Source organism: Pseudomonas sp. ADAK7, assembly GCF_012935675.1.
In the GTDB taxonomy this organism is placed as follows: Bacteria; Pseudomonadota; Gammaproteobacteria; order Pseudomonadales; family Pseudomonadaceae; genus Aquipseudomonas.
This window is the reverse complement of sequence record NZ_CP052861.1, coordinates 5,493,798-5,509,756: the sequence shown is the minus strand read 5'-3', so window position 1 is coordinate 5,509,756 and position 15,959 is coordinate 5,493,798. Positions and strand designations below refer to the sequence as shown.

The following is a 15,959-nucleotide window of genomic DNA, read 5'->3' as shown; positions in this document are numbered from 1 at the left end:
ACAGGGTGGTGTTTATGTTCGGGCCTTGAACCCATTCGTCACTCGGCGCATCTTAATCTTGTCGCAAAACAAGAATAAGGAACCGTCATGTTCGATATCAGCACGTTCCCCAAAGCCGATGCCGTGCGCCGGGCTGCCAATTTGAGTCAGGACGACTACCATCGCCTGTACCGACAATCCATCGAACACCCCAGCACCTTCTGGGCCGAACAGGCCACGCGCTTTCTCGACTGGAGCGAACCGTGGCAAACCGTCCAGCGCTATAACCTGAAAACCGGAGAGGCCAGCTGGTTTGCCGGGGGCAAGCTGAACGTCAGTTACAACTGCATCGACCGTCACCTGGAAAAACGGGGCGATCAGATCGCAATCATCTGGGAAGGCGATGACCCCGCCGAATCCGCCCAGATCACTTACAAAAAACTCCATCACAACGTCTGCCGCCTGGCCAACGTGCTGAAAAGTCGTGGCGTGAAGAAAGGCGATCGGGTGTGCATCTACATGCCGATGATCCCCGAAGCGGCCTACGCCATGCTTGCCTGCACGCGGATCGGCGCGGTGCATTCGGTGGTGTTTGGCGGTTTTTCTCCGGACTCCGTACGCGACCGCATTCTCGACGCCGACTGTCGCACGGTGATCACCGCCGATGAAGGCGTGCGCGGTGGCAAGTTCGTGCCGCTGAAAGAGAAGGTCGACAAAGCACTGGAGAGCTGCCCGAACGTCAGCACCGTGATTGTGGTCGAGCGCACCCAGGGCGAAGTGAACTGGGTCGAAGGCCGCGACATCTGGTATCACCAGGCCCTGCGCGATGTCAGCGACGATTGCCCGCCGGAGCCGATGGACGCCGAAGACCCGCTATTCATCCTCTACACCTCCGGCAGCACCGGCAAACCCAAAGGCGTGCTGCACACCACCGGCGGTTACCTGCTGCAAGCGGCGATGACCTTCAAGTACGTGCTCGACTACCGTGACGGCGAAGTGTTCTGGTGCACCGCCGACGTTGGCTGGGTGACCGGCCACAGTTACATCGTCTACGGCCCGCTGGCCAACGGCGCGACCACGCTGATCTTCGAAGGCGTGCCGAGCTACCCCACCAGTTCGCGTTTCTGGCAGGTCATCGACAAACACCACGTCAACATCTTCTACACCGCGCCGACCGCCCTGCGCTCGCTGATGCGCGAAGGCGCCGAGCCGTTGAAGGAAACGTCCCGCGCGAGCCTCAGATTACTCGGCAGCGTCGGTGAGCCGATCAACCCCGAAGCGTGGGATTGGTATTTCAACGCGGTCGGCGAGCAGCGTTGCCCGATTGTCGACACCTGGTGGCAGACCGAAACCGGCGGCATCATGCTCAGCCCGCTGGTCAGCGCTCAGCGGATCAAACCGGGCTGCGCGACGCAGCCGATGTTCGGCGTGCAACCGGTATTGCTTGATGAGGTGGGCAAGGAAATCAAAGGCGCCGGCAGCGGTGTGCTGGCGATCAAATCGAGTTGGCCGGCGCAGATCCGCAGCGTTTATGGCGACCCGCAGCGCATGGTCGAAACCTACTTCAAGCCCTACCCCGGCTACTACTTCACCGGCGACGGCGCACGGCGCGACGAGGATGGCGACTACTGGATCACCGGGCGCATCGACGACGTGATCAACGTCTCCGGGCACCGCATCGGCACCGCCGAAGTGGAAAGCGCCCTGGTGCTGCACGACAGCATCGCCGAGGCGGCGGTGGTCGGTTATCCCCACGACGTCAAGGGCCAGGGCATCTACGCCTTCGTCACGCCCATGAACGGCACTGAACCCAACGACGAACTGAAGAAGGAACTGCTGGCCCACGTCAGCAAGGAAATCGGCAGCTTCGCCAAACCGGATCTGATTCAATGGGCGCCGGCCTTGCCGAAAACCCGTTCGGGCAAGATCATGCGGCGGATTCTGCGCAAGATCGCCTGCAACGAACTGGACAGCCTGGGCGACACTTCGACCCTGGCCGATCCGAGTGTGGTCCAGGACCTGGTCGATAAACGCCTGAACCAATAATCGCTTGTTTCAAAAGCCTGCGCGGTCGTTAATGGCCGCGCTTTCTTTTTCGCCACAGAGTCGCCATGGAATTTATCCGCAGCCGCATCGAAACCCAGCTCATGAGTCTGACCGGCCTGTCCTTGGGCAAGCTCGACCTGGAGAACCCCAAGGGCGATCCCGGCCTGTTCGGGCCCGATTCGGTGAGTTGGCAGGTGCATGGCGATTTCAGCAGCATGCTGATCGGCGGCATCAGTGCGCTGATGCTGCAAGCCTTGCACCCACTGGCCCTGGCCGGGGTCTGGGATCACTCGAATTTTCGCGAAGACATGATCGGCCGCTTGCGCCGCACCAGTCAGTTTATTTCCGGGACCACGTTCGGCTCGCGCAAGGACGCCGACTGGTTGATCGAGAAAGTCCGCACCATCCACCTGCAAGTGGTCGGCACCGCGCCAGATGGCCGGCCTTACGCCGCCAGCGATCCGGATTTGCTGACCTGGGTGCATGTCGCCGAGGTCAGCAACTTCCTTGCCGCGCATCTGCGTTATCGCAATCCGCACTTGTCGCTGGCGGATCAGGACCGTTACTACGCTGAAATCGCGGTAATCGCCGAACGCCTGGGCGCCCGTGATGTGCCGCGTAGCCGCAAAGAAATGGCCGAATACCTTGAGCGAATCCGTCCGCAACTGCTATGCGATGAGCGCAGTCGCGAGGTGTTGCGACTGCTGTTGAACGCACCCGCCCCCAGCCGCATGGCCAAGCCGTTTGGCGGCTTGATGATGCAGGCCGGGATCGATCTGCTGCCGGATTGGGCCAGTGACATGCTCGGCGTCAGCCAGAATCCGCTGCAACGCCAACTGATCCGCGCCAGTGTCAAACGCAGCGCACCGATGCTGCGCTGGGCGATGCGCAATGGATCGGTGCAGCGGGCGAAGCGGCGGATGGGGTTGTTGAACTGAACTCCGGCCGATAACGCGGTCGATCAGACAGACCGCGTGGCATTCTTCGCGGGCAAGCCTCGCTCCTATAGGTTGATCGCTGCGCATTGATCGTTCCCACGCTCTGCGTGGGAATGCAGCCCGGGACGCTCCGCGTCCCAGAAGCGGACGCAGAGTGTCCATCGAGGCATTACCACGCAGAGCGTGGGAACGATCGGCTCAGTAACTGTTAAACTCCCGCGCCAAATTCCCTCCTCCTGCAAGGCGCCCAGCATGTCTTCCTTGAATCAGGCGCTGCGCGCCGCCCTCGATCATCGCCAGGACCTGCTTGCCGAACTGCATGAGCAGGGCACCAACTGCTATCGCCTGTTCCATGGCAGCCAGGAAGGTGCCGGCGGCCTGACCATCGACCGCTACGGCCCGCAACTGCTGGTGCAAAGTTTTCACCAATCGCTGGAACGCGATGACCTGCTGCAACTGCACGAGACGATCAATCAACACCTGGGCCTCGAGCTGCTGCTGGTCTACAACGACCGCTCCCGGGGCAATTCGCGCATCGATCGCGAAGATACGGTCTACCGTGCCGACGAAGCCGCCCTGCAAGACCTGATCGGCCACGAATGGGGCCTCAACTACCGGGTTCGCGGTCGTCACGCCGGGCAAGACCCGCTGCTGTTCCTCGACCTGCGCAACACCCGCGGCTGGGTCAAGGATCACAGCAAGAATAAAAGCGTGCTGAACCTGTTCGCCTACACCTGCGGCGTCGGCCTGAGTGCGGCGGCCGGTGGTGCCAGTGAAGTCTGCAACCTCGACTTCGCTGAAGGCAACCTCGCCGTCGGCCGCGAAAACGGTCTGCTCAATCCGCAGCTGCCAACCATGGAATTCATCCAGTCCGATTATTTCCCGGCGATCCGCCAACTGGCCGGGCTGCCGATCAGCCAACGTCGCGGGCAGAAACTGCCGAGCTATCAGCGCCTGGAACAACGCCAGTACGATCTGGTATTGCTCGATCCGCCGGCCTGGGCCAAGAGCGCATTCGGCACCGTCGACCTGCTGCGCGACTATCAGAGCCTGCTGAAACCGGCGCTGCTGACCACCGCCGACAACGGCGTGCTGATCTGCTGCAACAACCTGGCGAAAGTCAGCATGGACGACTGGCGCGAGCAGGTATTGCGCTGTGCCGAGAAGGCCGGGCGGCCGGTACGGGAGTGGTCGGTGATGACACCGGGCGGCGATTTTCCGTCGATGGATCAGCAGCCACCGCTGAAAACCCTGATCCTGCAGCTCTAACGCTGGGAAATTTCCTACACTTCTTTCTGAACAAACCTGAAGAGGGCGTGTACTTCGGAACCGAAAACGCATGCCATACTCCAAGGCACTCCGATCAGACAAATGAAGCCGCACATGCCCAAAGGATTGATTCGCGCTATCGGCGCCCTGTTGACTGCTCTGGCCCTCTACAGCCTGCTGGGGTTCCTGATTTTGCCAGGCATCGCCTTGCGGATCGCCAACCAGCAGTTAGCCAACTACGCCACGACGCCCGCCCATATCCAGCGGATCGAACTCAATCCGTTCAGCCTTGAAGTAACCCTGTGGGGCCTGATCATCGGTGAACCGGGCAAGGAACAGGTCGGCTTCGAGCGGCTCTACGCCAACTTGCAGATCGACAGCCTGTGGACCAAGGCACTGCACCTGTCCGATATCGAACTGGACAAACCCAAGACCGAAATCCTCTTCGGCAAGGACGGCAAACTCAACCTGCTTGGCCTGTTCAAGATTCCCGCCAGCGAACCGACCCCGGCCGACCCGGACGCCAAACCGTTCCCGCTGCGGGTCGAGCGGATCAAACTGGCCGGCGGCTATGTGCACTTCCAGGATGCGCGCCCCAGCGAGCCCATCGAATTCCTTTACGACAAACTCGATTTCGAGCTGAAGAACCTCAGCACCCTGCCCGACGACAACGCCGACATGACTTTGGTCGCGGCCGGCCCGTCGGGCGGGCAGATCGACTGGACCGGCAATTTCAGCCTGATCCCGATCGCCTCCGAAGGTAAATTGAAAGTCACCGACGGCCAGATGAAAGTCTGGTGGCCGTACGTCCGTGACGCGCTGCCGCTGGCTCTGGAAAACGGTGTGCTGAACCTGAGCACCGACTATAAGCTCAACCTGGCCAAGGAAACCGAACTGCTGCTGAGTAACGTCGCGGTCAGCGTCGCGCCGTTTGCCATCAATGCGCCGGACGGTCGGCCGCTGGTGAAACTCCAACGCCTGGACGTCAGTGACACCACCGTCGACCTGGCCAAGCAGCAAGTGGTAGTCGGCAAGATCCGCAGTAACAAACTGGAAACCTGGGCCGCCCTGGAAGCGGATGGGCAGCTGGATTGGCAGAAACTGTTCGCCAGCCAACCGTCCAAGGCAGCGGTGAAGGCCAAGGCAGAACCCGCCACTGCACCGGCCGCAGCCGATTCACCGCCCCCGGCACCCGCCGCGCCGAGCAAACCCTGGCAGGTGCTGCTCAAAGACGTGCAACTGCGCGATTATCAGGTGCATCTGGCCGACCGCAAGGCACAACCGCCCGTGGCGCTGGAAGTCGGCCCGCTGAACCTGGACCTGCAGAACTTCGACAGCCTCAATGGCTCGCCTTTCAATCTCAAGCTCGACACCGGCCTGGGCAAGCAGGGCAAGATCACCGCAGACGGCCAGGTCAATCTGGCACCGGTCAGCGCCAAGCTGAAAGTGCAGACCAAGGACATCGACCTGCGGGTCGCCCAGTCTTACATCACCCCGTTCATTCGCCTTGAACTGCGCAGCGGCATGCTCGGCAGCGACCTGGCGGTTGACCTGAAAAGCACCGACCCGCTGGCGTTCAGCGTGACCGGCCGCGCCCAGGTCGATCAGTTGCACACCCTCGACACCCTGAAAACCCGCGACTTCCTCAAGTGGCAGCAATTGGTGCTCGAAGGCCTGAACTATCAGCACGGCGACAGCCTGTCGATCGACAAGGTCAACCTGTTCCAGCCGTATGCGCGCTTCATGATCAACGATGACCGCACCACCAACATCGATGACCTGCTGGTCCCACAGCCGCCCGACGCCGGCGCCAAGACTGCCGCAGCCAAACCGGCGGCCAGCAAGGACAAACCGCTGGGCATCCATATCGGCGGCATTGCCATCAATGACGGCTCGGCAAACTTCGCCGACTTCAGCCTGACCCCGAACTTCGCCACCGCCGTGCAACAACTCAACGGTGCGATCGGCACCATCGACAGCCGCCAGGCAAAACCGGCCAGTGTCGACATCAAGGGCAAGGTCGACCGCTATGCACCAGTGACCATCAAGGGCGCGGTCAACCCGTTCGACCCGATGGCCAGCCTCGACATCGCCACCAGTTTCAAACGCGTAGAGCTGACCACCCTCACGCCCTACTCCGGCAAATTTGCCGGCTACCGCATCCGCAAGGGCCGGCTCAATCTCGACCTGCATTATCTGATCACCAAGGGCCAGCTCAAGGCTGAAAACAAAGTGGTGGTCGAGCAACTGCAACTCGGTGAAAAGGTCGACAGCCCGGATGCCACGAGCCTGCCGCTGAAACTGGCGATCGCCCTGCTCAAGGACGTCGACGGCAAGATTTCCATCGAGCTGCCAGTGTCCGGCGACTTGAACAACCCGCAGTTCAGCGTCATGCCGATTGTCTGGCAGACCCTGCGCAACCTGATCGTCAAAGCCGCCGCAGCACCGTTCAAAATGATTGGCGGGCTGATCAGCGGTGGCGGCTCGGAAGACCTGGGCACCGTATCGTTTGCAGCAGGCTCCAGCGACCTGAGCAAGGAGGCCGAGGCCTCGCTGATCAAACTCTCCGGTGCACTCAAGGAACGCCCGGCCCTGCGCCTGGAAATCGAAGGCACCGCGGCGCAAAGCAGCGATGGCCCGTTGATCGCCGAGCAACGCCTGGAGCGCGAATACCAGTACAACTACTACAAGATGCTCCAGCGCCGCGGCGACAAAGTCCCAGCCCAGGCATCCCTGCTGCAAGTGCCGGAGGGCGAGAAAGGTCCGCTGCTGGAAGGGATCTACCGCACGCGCCTCAAGACCCAGCCGCCGGCTGAATGGAAAGATCTGGGCAAGGAAGAACGTACCGCGAAAATGCGTGCTGACGTGATTAAGTTCTGGGCTTCCAGCGACGTGCTGTTGCGTCAACTGGGCCAGGATCGCGCCAGCAGCATCAAGGACTTCCTGGTGGACAAGGCGCAGATGGCCGATGACCGCGTGTACTTTATCGACGCCAACCTTGGCGAAGCGCAAAGCGACGGTCGGGTCATTACGCCGATGCATCTGGACGCCGAGTGATGGGCGCGCGCTGGCTGCTGAGCCTGGCCCTGGCACTTGCGGCGGGCCAGGCCTCGGCAGCCGATACCCTGCGCTGTGGCAGCCAGTTGATCAGCGTCGGCGACAGGTCCAGCGAAGTGCTGCAGAAATGCGGACAGCCCGTGGCCCGGGATGTGCTGGGCTATAAGCGCAGCGCCAACCGGCGGGAAGAGTTCCAGGTCGAGGAATGGACCTACGGCCCCAACAGCGGGATGTATCAGTACCTGCGGTTTGAAGGTAATCGATTGGTGCAGATCACCAGCAAGCGCGGTCATTAAAGATTAAAAGCTTTTACGGCCCTGAATAGAACAGGCCCCCGACTCGAATGTCGGAGGCCTGTAATGGCCACATCCTTATGGCCGTCGCATGAACTCTCCAGAGGCGGCAGACGTATGACTCGGCTCGTCTGCCACGCCTTCTCCCGGTTCAGGCGGAGAAGTCTTGCCTTACTCGGCTTTCAGGCCGTCAGCGGAGACCGCTTGGACGCCTTTGATTTTCTTGGCGATAGCCACGGCCGTGGTTTTCTGAGCGTCAGTCACCGCAACAGTGGACGACAGGGACACAACGCCTTTGTTGGTTTCGACTTTGATGTCGGTGCCAGGAATGCCTTTCTCGGTAACCAGATCAGCTTTCACTTTAGTAGTGATCCAGGTATCCGAAGTAGCTTCTTTAGCCTCGGTCACTTCACCCGCCGCCAGAGTCATCGGAGCCTGGGTGACAGGGGTGGTCTGTGCAAAAGCTGCACCGGCCATGGTCAGGGTCAGCGCGGTAGCAGTAGCGATAGCGAACTTCTTCATACGAGTAACTCCTGTTTTTCTTCAAAGTCTGCTGCGTGTCTTGTCAGCAGGGTTACTGGGTATATTGCGAACGCTGTGCCAAGTTTGAGACGGCTAAATAACCGTTATAAATCAACGACTTAACAAAACAGACAATTTTCGAAATCATGCAAATTGCATGAGTTACGCGTTATCGACATGCAAGTTGCAGGTTTTGACGTGGGCCTAAGGCCATGAATTTGCGAAGGTTTTATTTTTACGTCCCCCCCGCATCGAATCCTCAAACCATCAGCAAAAAAAACCCCGCCTCTTGAGAGGCGGGGCTGGGTCGTCTACCAATAATTAGCTGCCATTAGCCATGAGGGCAACCCGCTGGGGCGAAATCGGCGGCGGCGCTGGTTTTGCAAGACCAGCCCGACGTGACATCACGAGTCAGGGTAATCGTCGCAGCGGACACCTGCGCTGGCGCACCTACGAGCGTGCAGATGATGCCAGCAGGGCTTGCCGAGACGGTAATGGTGCAATTTTGCGTGGTGGCAGCCGAAGTGATGTCAGCAACGGCTGGGGCAGCCGTACCCGAGTTGACCTTGTCTTCATAATTCACTTTAAGCGCCGAAAGCTCCGCCACCCCCGCCGTCACTTTCGCCCGCGCCTGATACTTCGAGTACGCCGGAATGGCGAACGTCGCCAGAATCCCGATGATCGCCACCACGATCAACAGCTCGATCAACGTAAAACCTTTCTGAGTGTTCATAGACAAGCTCCATGCATGAGTCGGAATCTCATGATCTGAATAAGCCCCAGCATGCTCCGTGCCAAGCCTTCCGGGCCCTGCACACGGGGCGCGAAGAGTCGCAAACGACCTTTCCTACTCCCTGGAACCGCACTATCTGACACTTTTTGTCACCTCAACACCGCTGGTTTCGCTGCATCCCTTGACTAGGCTATAAGTCATGAACTGTCTGCGTCCGGTATCCCCATGAATGACATCGCCCTTAGCGGTCTGGCCAAGCAATTGGTGCTGGCCGAACTGCTCACTGACAAAAGCGCGCAACAGGCGTATCAGCAAGCCCAACGCAATCACATTTCCCTGGTCAGCTACCTGGTGCAGAACAAACTGGTGAAAAGCCGGCAGGTGGCGGAGATTGCCTCGGAACATTTCGGCATGGCCTTGCTGGATCTCCACTGCCTGGACAAGGAAACCCAGCCCAAGGGCCTGGTCAGCGAGAAGCTGGTCCGCCAGCACCACGCCCTGCCCCTTTGGCGGCGCGGCAATAAATTGTTCGTGGGGATTTCCGACCCGACCAACCATCAGGCGATCAACGATATCCAGTTCAGCACCGGGCTGAGCACCGAAGCCATCCTGGTCGAAGACGACAAGCTCAGCGACGCCATCGAGAAATTCTTCGACAGCCACACCACCGGCCTGGAAGACATGGCCGACGTTGACCTCGATGGCCTGGACATTGAATCGATCGACGACAAGCATCAGGACTCCATCCCCGGCCAGGACGCCGATGATGCGCCGGTGGTGCGCTTCGTCCACAAGATGCTGCTGGATGCGATCAAGAGCGGCTCTTCCGACTTGCACTTCGAGCCCTACGAAAAAACCTACCGGGTGCGGATGCGCACCGACGGCATTCTGCGCGAAGTGGCCAAGCCACCGATTCAACTGGCCGGCCGCATTGCCGCCCGGCTCAAGGTCATGGCCAGCCTCGACATCTCCGAACGACGGCGACCGCAGGACGGACGGATCAAGATGCGCCTGTCCAAGAGCAAGTCCATCGACTTCCGGGTCAACACCCTGCCAACCCTGTGGGGCGAAAAAGTGGTGATCCGGATCCTCGACCCGTCCAGCGCGCAGATGGGCGTCGACGCCCTCGGCTACGAGCCGGACCAGAAAGCCCTGTTCATGGCCGCGCTCAAGCAGCCCCAAGGGATGATCCTGGTCACCGGCCCCACCGGTTCGGGTAAAACCGTGTCGCTGTATACCGGGCTGAATATTCTTAATACCGTGGACATCAACATCTCTACCGCCGAAGACCCGGTGGAGATCAACATGGAAGGCATCAATCAGGTCAACGTCAATCCCAAGCAAGGCCTGGATTTCGCCCAGGCCCTGCGCTCGTTCCTGCGTCAGGACCCGGACGTGATCATGGTCGGCGAGATCCGTGACCTCGAAACCGCCGAAATAGCGATCAAGGCCGCCCAGACCGGGCACCTGGTGCTGTCGACCCTGCACACCAACAGCGCCGCCGAAACCCTCACCCGCCTGCACAACATGGGCATCCCCGGCTTCAACATCGCTACGTCGGTGAGCCTGATCATCGCCCAGCGCCTGGCACGTAAACTGTGCAGTCATTGCAAGACGCCGATCGAGATTCCCCGGGAGGCGCTGATCAAGGAGGGCTTCCCCGAGGAACGCATCGGCTCTTTCACGATCTATGAGCCCGTCGGTTGCGATCACTGCAACAACGGTTACAAAGGGCGAATCGGGATTTATGAAGTGGTGAAGAACACCCCGGACCTGCAACGGCTGATCATGGCCGAGGGCAACTCCCTGGAAATCGAGATCCAGATGCGCAAGGACGGCTTCAACGATCTGCGTACTTCGGGGCTGATCAAGGCCATGCAAGGCATCACCAGCCTTGAAGAAATCAACCGGGTCACCAAGGACTGAACATGGCGGTCAAGGCAGCAAAAATCAGCGTCTACGCCTGGGAAGGCATGGACAAGAAAGGCACGAAAATGAGCGGCGAGCTGAGCGGCCTGAACCCGGCGCTGATCAAGGCACAGCTACGCAAGCAAGGGATTAACCCGGGCAAGGTGCGCAAGAAGTCCGCGTCGATTTTCAGCCTGGGCAAACGCATCAAGGCCCAGGACATTTCTTTGTTCACCCGGCAGATGGCGACCATGATGAAGGCCGGCGTGCCGTTGCTGCAGTCGTTCGACATCATTGGCGAAGGCTTCGACAACCCGGCCATGCGCAAGCTGGTGGATGAGGTGAAACAGGAAGTTGCAGCCGGAAACAGCTTCGCCGCCTCTTTGCGCAAGAAACCGCAATATTTCGACGAGTTGTACTGCAACCTGGTGGACGCCGGTGAACAGGCCGGGGCCCTGGATACGCTGCTGGATCGGGTGGCGACCTATAAGGAAAAGAGCGAAAGCCTCAAGGCCAAGATCAAGAAAGCCATGACCTATCCGCTGGCCGTGGTGTTCGTCGCGATCATCGTCACCGGGATTCTGCTGGTCAAGGTGGTGCCGCAGTTCAAGACCGTGTTCGCCGGGTTTGGCGCCGAGCTGCCGGGTTTCACGGTGATGGTCATCAGCCTGTCGGAGTTCATGCAGGAATGGTGGTGGGTCATGCTCGGCGCGCTGGCCGCAGCGATCTTCGGTGTGCGTCGCGCCTTCAAAAAATCCCAGACCTTTCGCGATCGGGTGGACACCTGGCTGTTGAAAGTGCCCTTGGTCGGCACGCTGATGTACAAGTCCGCCGTCGCCCGCTATGCCCGCACGCTATCGACCACATTCGCCGCCGGGGTGCCGCTGGTGGATGCCCTGGAATCGGTAGCCGGCGCTACCGGCAATATTGTGTTCAAGCGCGCGGTGCTGCGCATCAGGCAGGACGTGTCGACCGGCATGCAGCTGAATTTCGCCATGCGCACCTCCGGCGTGTTCCCGAACATGGCGATCCAGATGGCGGCCATTGGCGAAGAGTCCGGCGCCCTGGACGATATGCTCGACAAGGTCGCCAGCTTCTACGAGGACGAAGTCGACAACATGGTCGACAACCTCACCAGCCTGATGGAACCGTTCATCATGGTGGTACTGGGTGTTGTCGTCGGCGGCCTGGTGGTTGCGATGTACCTGCCCATTTTCCAACTCGGCTCAGCGATCTGACATGCCCTTGATCGACTACTTGACCCTCTATCCGCTGGCCTTCGTGATCTTTGCGCTGGTGCTCGGCCTGGTGATCGGCAGCTTCCTCAACGTGGTGGTCTGGCGCCTGCCGAAAATGCTCGAACGGGAATGGCGAGTGCAGGCCCACGATGTTCTGGGCTTGCCCAGTGAAACGCCACTGCCGACCTATAACCTGATGCTGCCCCATTCCCAGTGCCCGCACTGCGCCCACCGGATCCGTGCCTGGGAAAACATTCCAGTGCTCAGCTATCTGTTGCTGCGCGGTCGCTGTTCGAACTGCGCCGCATCGATCAGCAAGCGCTACCCACTGACCGAACTGGCCTGCGGCCTGCTCTCGGCATTCGTCGCCTGGCATTTCGGTTTCGGCTGGCCTGGCGGCCTGATGCTGGTACTGACTTGGGGCCTGTTGGCCATGAGCCTGATCGATGCCGAGCATCAACTGTTACCCGACGTGCTGGTGCTGCCGTTGTTGTGGCTGGGGCTGATCGTCAACAGCTTCGAGCTGTTCGTGCCCTTGCACGATGCCTTGTGGGGTGCGGTGATCGGCTACATGGCGCTGTGGTCGGTGTTCTGGCTGTTCAAGCTGATCACCGGCAAGGACGGCATCGGCCATGGCGACTTCAAGCTGTTGGCGATGCTGGGGGCCTGGGGCGGTTGGCAGATCCTGCCGCTGACCATCCTCCTGTCATCGCTGGTGGGGGCGATGCTCGGGGTGATTTTGCTGCGCTTGCGGAACGCGAAAACCTCCACGCCGATTCCCTTCGGTCCCTATCTGGCAATTGCCGGCTGGATTGCATTGCTCTGGGGTGGTCAAATAACCGGCTTCTATTGGCAGTTTGTCGGTTTGAAATGAATACCCCTGTGGAAAAACCCTGGATTCTCGGCCTGACCGGCGGCATCGGCAGCGGCAAAAGCGCGGCGGCCCAGCACTTCATCGACCTTGGTGTGCATGTGGTGGACGCCGATCACGCGTCACGCTGGGTGGTGGAACCGGGGCGTCCGGCGCTGGCGAAAATCGCCGAACACTTCGGCCCCGGCGTGCTGCAAGCCGATGGCCAACTGGATCGCGCGGTGCTGCGCAAACTGATCTTCGAAGTCCCGGAGGAACGCCGCTGGCTCGAAGCGTTGCTGCATCCGCTGATCGCCGAGGAAATCGTTACCCACCTGGCCAAGGCACAATCGCCTTACGCGATTCTGGTGTCGCCGCTGTTGATCGAGTCCGGGCAGTACGCCATGACCCAACGGGTGCTGGTGATCGACGCGCCGGAACAACTACAGATCGAACGCACCCTGCAGCGTGACCAGACCAGCGAGCAACAGGTCCAGGCGATCCTCAAGGCCCAATCCAGCCGCCAGGATCGCGTGAGCCATGCCGACGACGTGGTGGTCAATGACCGCGACCTCGCCTGGCTGCACAGCGAGGTCGAACGCCTGCATCACTTTTACCTTACTTTGCGTGGAGGCCAGTCATGAGCCCAATCTCGACCGTCGAATGCCCGACTTGCGGTGCACCCGTTGAATGGAAACCGGAAAACGTGTTCCGGCCATTCTGTTCGGACCGTTGCAAACTGATCGACCTCGGCGCCTGGGCGTCGGAAGAACACAAGATCCCGGTGAGCCCGGATGCCGAGGACGACCTGTTCAGCGAAGACTTCGAGCCGCGTCACTGATCACTACGATTAGGGCCGCATAAAGCCGTAGTCCTGACCGTCATCGAGGTTCTCGGCGAGAAACTGCAACTCATCCGCCAGGTCCTCGACACTGCGCACCGCCTTGCTCTGTTGCACCACCGCACTGAGCAAGGCGCGCAGGCTCAACCCCGGATCAAACCCAACTTCCTGTGCCGCATCCAGACTGTGACGCAACTCCTGCCTTGCCCATTCGTAAACGCTCATATTGGTGCTCCTGAAGGTTTTGCCGAGCATGAGTTCGCGGGCGTCAAACCGGTTTGATGTGGATCAAGACTTGGGATCGTCGTCTTTCCAGGGCGCCGAAAGGTAACGGGTGCGGTTGAAGGTCTCCAGCCACTCGGGACTGAACACCACCAGCGCGCTGATGATCATGCCGTTGATAAACGCCTCGGGAAAGATCAGCAGCCACAGGTAACCGACAAAATCTTCCAGCCAGTACGGCATCTCGAAACGCTCGTCGAACCACAGCAGCCATAAGGCCAGCAACAGGCACAACAAGGCCGACAGCGCGGCGGCAAAGAAGCCGGAAACGAAGATATACACAAAGGGATTACGCGGTTGCGCCCGCTCGACGAGGATCGCGCAGCATTCCGTCACCAGCACCGGCAGCAGAATAATCAACGCGCCATTCACCCCGACAGCCGCCAGATCCTGCCGCCCAAGCAGCACCAGCCCCAGTTGCGCCACCAGCGCGCCGACAATCGCCAGCGGCCAGTCCAGCAACAACGTCACCGCGGTCATGCCGATAAAGTGATAGGACACGCCCGTATCGAAATCCCGTCGCACCAGCCACAACATGAACAGCGCGAACACCGTGCCGAACAGCAAATGCTGGCGACGACTGTCGGTGAACAGCTCGACCCATGGCACACGGCAGATCGCCCAGATCAGCACGGGTACATAAATCAGCCAGCCTACGGTCAGGCTCCCTGACGACAGCAGCTCGGCGCCGATCATGACGACTTCTCCCTGGATGGCACGACACACTCCTTGTTGGGTTACGGCTCCCTGCCAGCATACACCGGCGCAAAAGTGGCTCCAGTGAATGCAAAGCTTTCTGCTTGTCGCATTTGAACGCTAAGCTTGGGCCTATGGATGACTCAGATTATTTACGCCTGCTGACCATCGCGGCCGAGCAAGCCAACGCGTTCCTGTCCAATGCCCGCAAATGGGAGCGTGAGCGTTGGGTCTGCCAGCGCCTGCTGCAAGGCCTGAACATTCCCTATCGCGCCGACGAATTTGCCCCAGCCGGGGAGCCGCCGGACGTGTTGTTTCGCGATGCCAGTTTCGAGGTGTTCTTCGTCCTCGACGAAGGCCGGCGCCTCAACGATGAATGGCGCGACGAGCTGCAACGACGACGCAGCGCGTTTTCCCTGAGTTCGCTGGTGCGTCGCGAGGCCAAGCCCCGACGCATTCCAGCCAATGAATTCTTGCTGAGACTGGCGCCGACCTTGCGCAAAAAAGCCCACAACTACAAAGAGCGCGGCATGGATTTGGGCGAGCTGGACATCATCGCCTTCGCCAGTCTCAAGCGCGAAGTGCTGGACCTCAACAGCCATTTCCCGCCGCCCACCGAATACCTGCGCCAGGGCTGGCGCTCGTTGTCTCTGGTCGGGCCGACATTCGCCCGGGTGCTGTTCGCCCATCCCGATGCCCCGGACTTTTTGCGCAGTAACCTCGGCCGCAGCATCGTCTTCGACGTCGGGATCAGCCTGTGAGCCCGTTGCAGGAATTGATTGCCGAAGTCCCGCAAATTGGCCGTGTGCGCTGGATCGGCGTGCGCCCGGCGTCCCATGTGCCGATGATTGAACTCGAGGTCGTGGAAGCGCGGCTTGAGGCCGGTTTGACCGGTGACAAGGCCCGCCCCGGCGTACGCAATGCGCGGCAGGTGACGCTGATTCAGTGGGAGCACCTGGCGGTGATCAGTTCGCTGATGGGACGCCCGGAGGATCAACCGGTGCTGCCGGGTGAATTGCGGCGCAACCTGGTGATCAGCGGCATCAACCTGTTCAGCCTAAAGGGTCGGCGCTTCAAGATCGGCCAGGCGATTTTCGAAACCACCGGCTGGTGCCAACCCTGCGCCCGCCTGCAAAACAACCTCGGCCCCGGGACCTTTCAGGCCGTGCGCGGACATGGCGGAATCACTGCCCGAGTGTTACAAAGTGGGATCATTCGACTGGACGATACGGTGAGCGTCGAGCCCATTCCCGACACCGGCTATGCTCCGTTCAACGTTCGTTAAATCAGCCTGTAGCTTCTACACA

The 15,959-nt window shown here is 60.3% G+C and carries 16 protein-coding genes; 12 read left to right on the top strand and 4 right to left on the bottom strand.

From position 1 onward, the window contains the following. Positions 1 to 87 precede the first annotated feature (87 nt). From acs to HKK53_RS25315, 5 genes are all read left to right on the top strand, one after another. Positions 88 to 2,025 carry an acetate--CoA ligase gene (gene acs, locus HKK53_RS25335; protein ID WP_169373037.1) on the top strand — a complete coding sequence of 646 codons (1,938 nt, stop codon included), beginning with the start codon at positions 88 to 90 and terminating at the stop codon, positions 2,023 to 2,025. Positions 2,026 to 2,090: 65 nt separating this feature from the next. Further along, entirely contained in the window at positions 2,091 to 2,963 is an 873-nt protein-coding gene (locus HKK53_RS25330) for an oxygenase MpaB family protein (protein WP_169373036.1), read from the top strand. A 252-nt stretch (positions 2,964 to 3,215) separates the two neighbouring features. Then, complete coding sequence (locus tag HKK53_RS25325; RefSeq protein WP_169373035.1) at positions 3,216 to 4,232, top strand: class I SAM-dependent rRNA methyltransferase; 1,017 nt, start codon at positions 3,216 to 3,218, stop codon at positions 4,230 to 4,232. Between the two features lie 114 nt (positions 4,233 to 4,346). Continuing rightward, positions 4,347 to 7,289: a DUF748 domain-containing protein gene (locus HKK53_RS25320; RefSeq protein WP_169373034.1), complete on the top strand. Its 2,943-nt coding sequence runs from the start codon at positions 4,347 to 4,349 to the stop codon at positions 7,287 to 7,289. Next, positions 7,289 to 7,585 carry a DUF2845 domain-containing protein gene (locus tag HKK53_RS25315; protein ID WP_169373033.1) on the top strand — a complete coding sequence of 99 codons (297 nt, stop codon included), beginning with the start codon at positions 7,289 to 7,291 and terminating at the stop codon, positions 7,583 to 7,585. Before HKK53_RS25320 ends, HKK53_RS25315 begins: the two co-directional genes overlap by 1 nt. 168 nt (positions 7,586 to 7,753) lie before the next feature. Here HKK53_RS25315 and HKK53_RS25310 read toward each other — a convergent pair whose 3' ends face one another. Both HKK53_RS25310 and HKK53_RS25305 read right to left on the bottom strand, forming a co-directional pair. Next, positions 7,754 to 8,104, bottom strand: coding sequence for a BON domain-containing protein (locus HKK53_RS25310; RefSeq protein WP_169373032.1), 351 nt, complete (start codon positions 8,102 to 8,104; stop codon positions 7,754 to 7,756). A 331-nt stretch (positions 8,105 to 8,435) separates the two neighbouring features. After that, positions 8,436 to 8,837 (bottom strand): pilin, encoded by a 402-nt coding sequence (locus HKK53_RS25305; RefSeq protein WP_169373031.1) that lies wholly within the window; start codon positions 8,835 to 8,837, stop codon positions 8,436 to 8,438. A gap of 225 nt (positions 8,838 to 9,062) precedes the next feature. Here HKK53_RS25305 and pilB point away from each other — a divergent pair, with 225 nt between their 5' ends. The 5 genes from pilB to yacG are packed head-to-tail and all read left to right on the top strand — an operon-like array spanning position 9,063 to position 13,674. Next, a complete protein-coding gene (gene pilB, locus HKK53_RS25300; protein ID WP_169373030.1) occupies positions 9,063 to 10,763 on the top strand; it encodes a type IV-A pilus assembly ATPase PilB in 1,701 nt (566 codons plus the stop codon). A gap of 2 nt (positions 10,764 to 10,765) precedes the next feature. After that, on the top strand, positions 10,766 to 11,983 hold the full coding sequence (locus tag HKK53_RS25295) for a type II secretion system F family protein (protein ID WP_169373029.1): 1,218 nt from the start codon (positions 10,766 to 10,768) through the stop codon (positions 11,981 to 11,983). A gap of 1 nt (position 11,984) precedes the next feature. Further along, positions 11,985 to 12,857, top strand: coding sequence for a prepilin peptidase (locus HKK53_RS25290; RefSeq protein ID WP_169373028.1), 873 nt, complete (start codon positions 11,985 to 11,987; stop codon positions 12,855 to 12,857). Beyond that, a complete protein-coding gene (gene coaE, locus HKK53_RS25285; protein WP_169373027.1) occupies positions 12,854 to 13,477 on the top strand; it encodes a dephospho-CoA kinase in 624 nt (207 codons plus the stop codon). Before HKK53_RS25290 ends, coaE begins: the two co-directional genes overlap by 4 nt. Then, positions 13,474 to 13,674 carry a DNA gyrase inhibitor YacG gene (yacG, locus tag HKK53_RS25280; protein ID WP_149661048.1) on the top strand — a complete coding sequence of 67 codons (201 nt, stop codon included), beginning with the start codon at positions 13,474 to 13,476 and terminating at the stop codon, positions 13,672 to 13,674. Before coaE ends, yacG begins: the two co-directional genes overlap by 4 nt. Before the next feature lie 9 nt (positions 13,675 to 13,683). On the opposite strand, the gene HKK53_RS25275 is transcribed toward yacG, so the two are convergent. Further along, positions 13,684 to 13,899 carry a hypothetical protein gene (locus tag HKK53_RS25275; RefSeq protein WP_008033212.1) on the bottom strand — a complete coding sequence of 72 codons (216 nt, stop codon included), beginning with the start codon at positions 13,897 to 13,899 and terminating at the stop codon, positions 13,684 to 13,686. 63 nt (positions 13,900 to 13,962) lie between these two features. Continuing rightward, complete coding sequence (locus HKK53_RS25270; RefSeq protein WP_169373026.1) at positions 13,963 to 14,652, bottom strand: energy-coupling factor ABC transporter permease; 690 nt, start codon at positions 14,650 to 14,652, stop codon at positions 13,963 to 13,965. 134 nt (positions 14,653 to 14,786) lie between these two features. Here HKK53_RS25270 and HKK53_RS25265 point away from each other — a divergent pair, with 134 nt between their 5' ends. Together HKK53_RS25265 and HKK53_RS25260 are read left to right on the top strand one after the other, a co-directional pair. Next, positions 14,787 to 15,413: a DUF1780 domain-containing protein gene (locus HKK53_RS25265; protein ID WP_008154887.1), complete on the top strand. Its 627-nt coding sequence runs from the start codon at positions 14,787 to 14,789 to the stop codon at positions 15,411 to 15,413. After that, positions 15,410 to 15,937 (top strand): MOSC domain-containing protein, encoded by a 528-nt coding sequence (locus HKK53_RS25260; protein WP_169373025.1) that lies wholly within the window; start codon positions 15,410 to 15,412, stop codon positions 15,935 to 15,937. The genes HKK53_RS25265 and HKK53_RS25260 overlap by 4 nt, the downstream gene beginning before the upstream one ends. Positions 15,938 to 15,959: the final 22 nt, after the last annotated feature.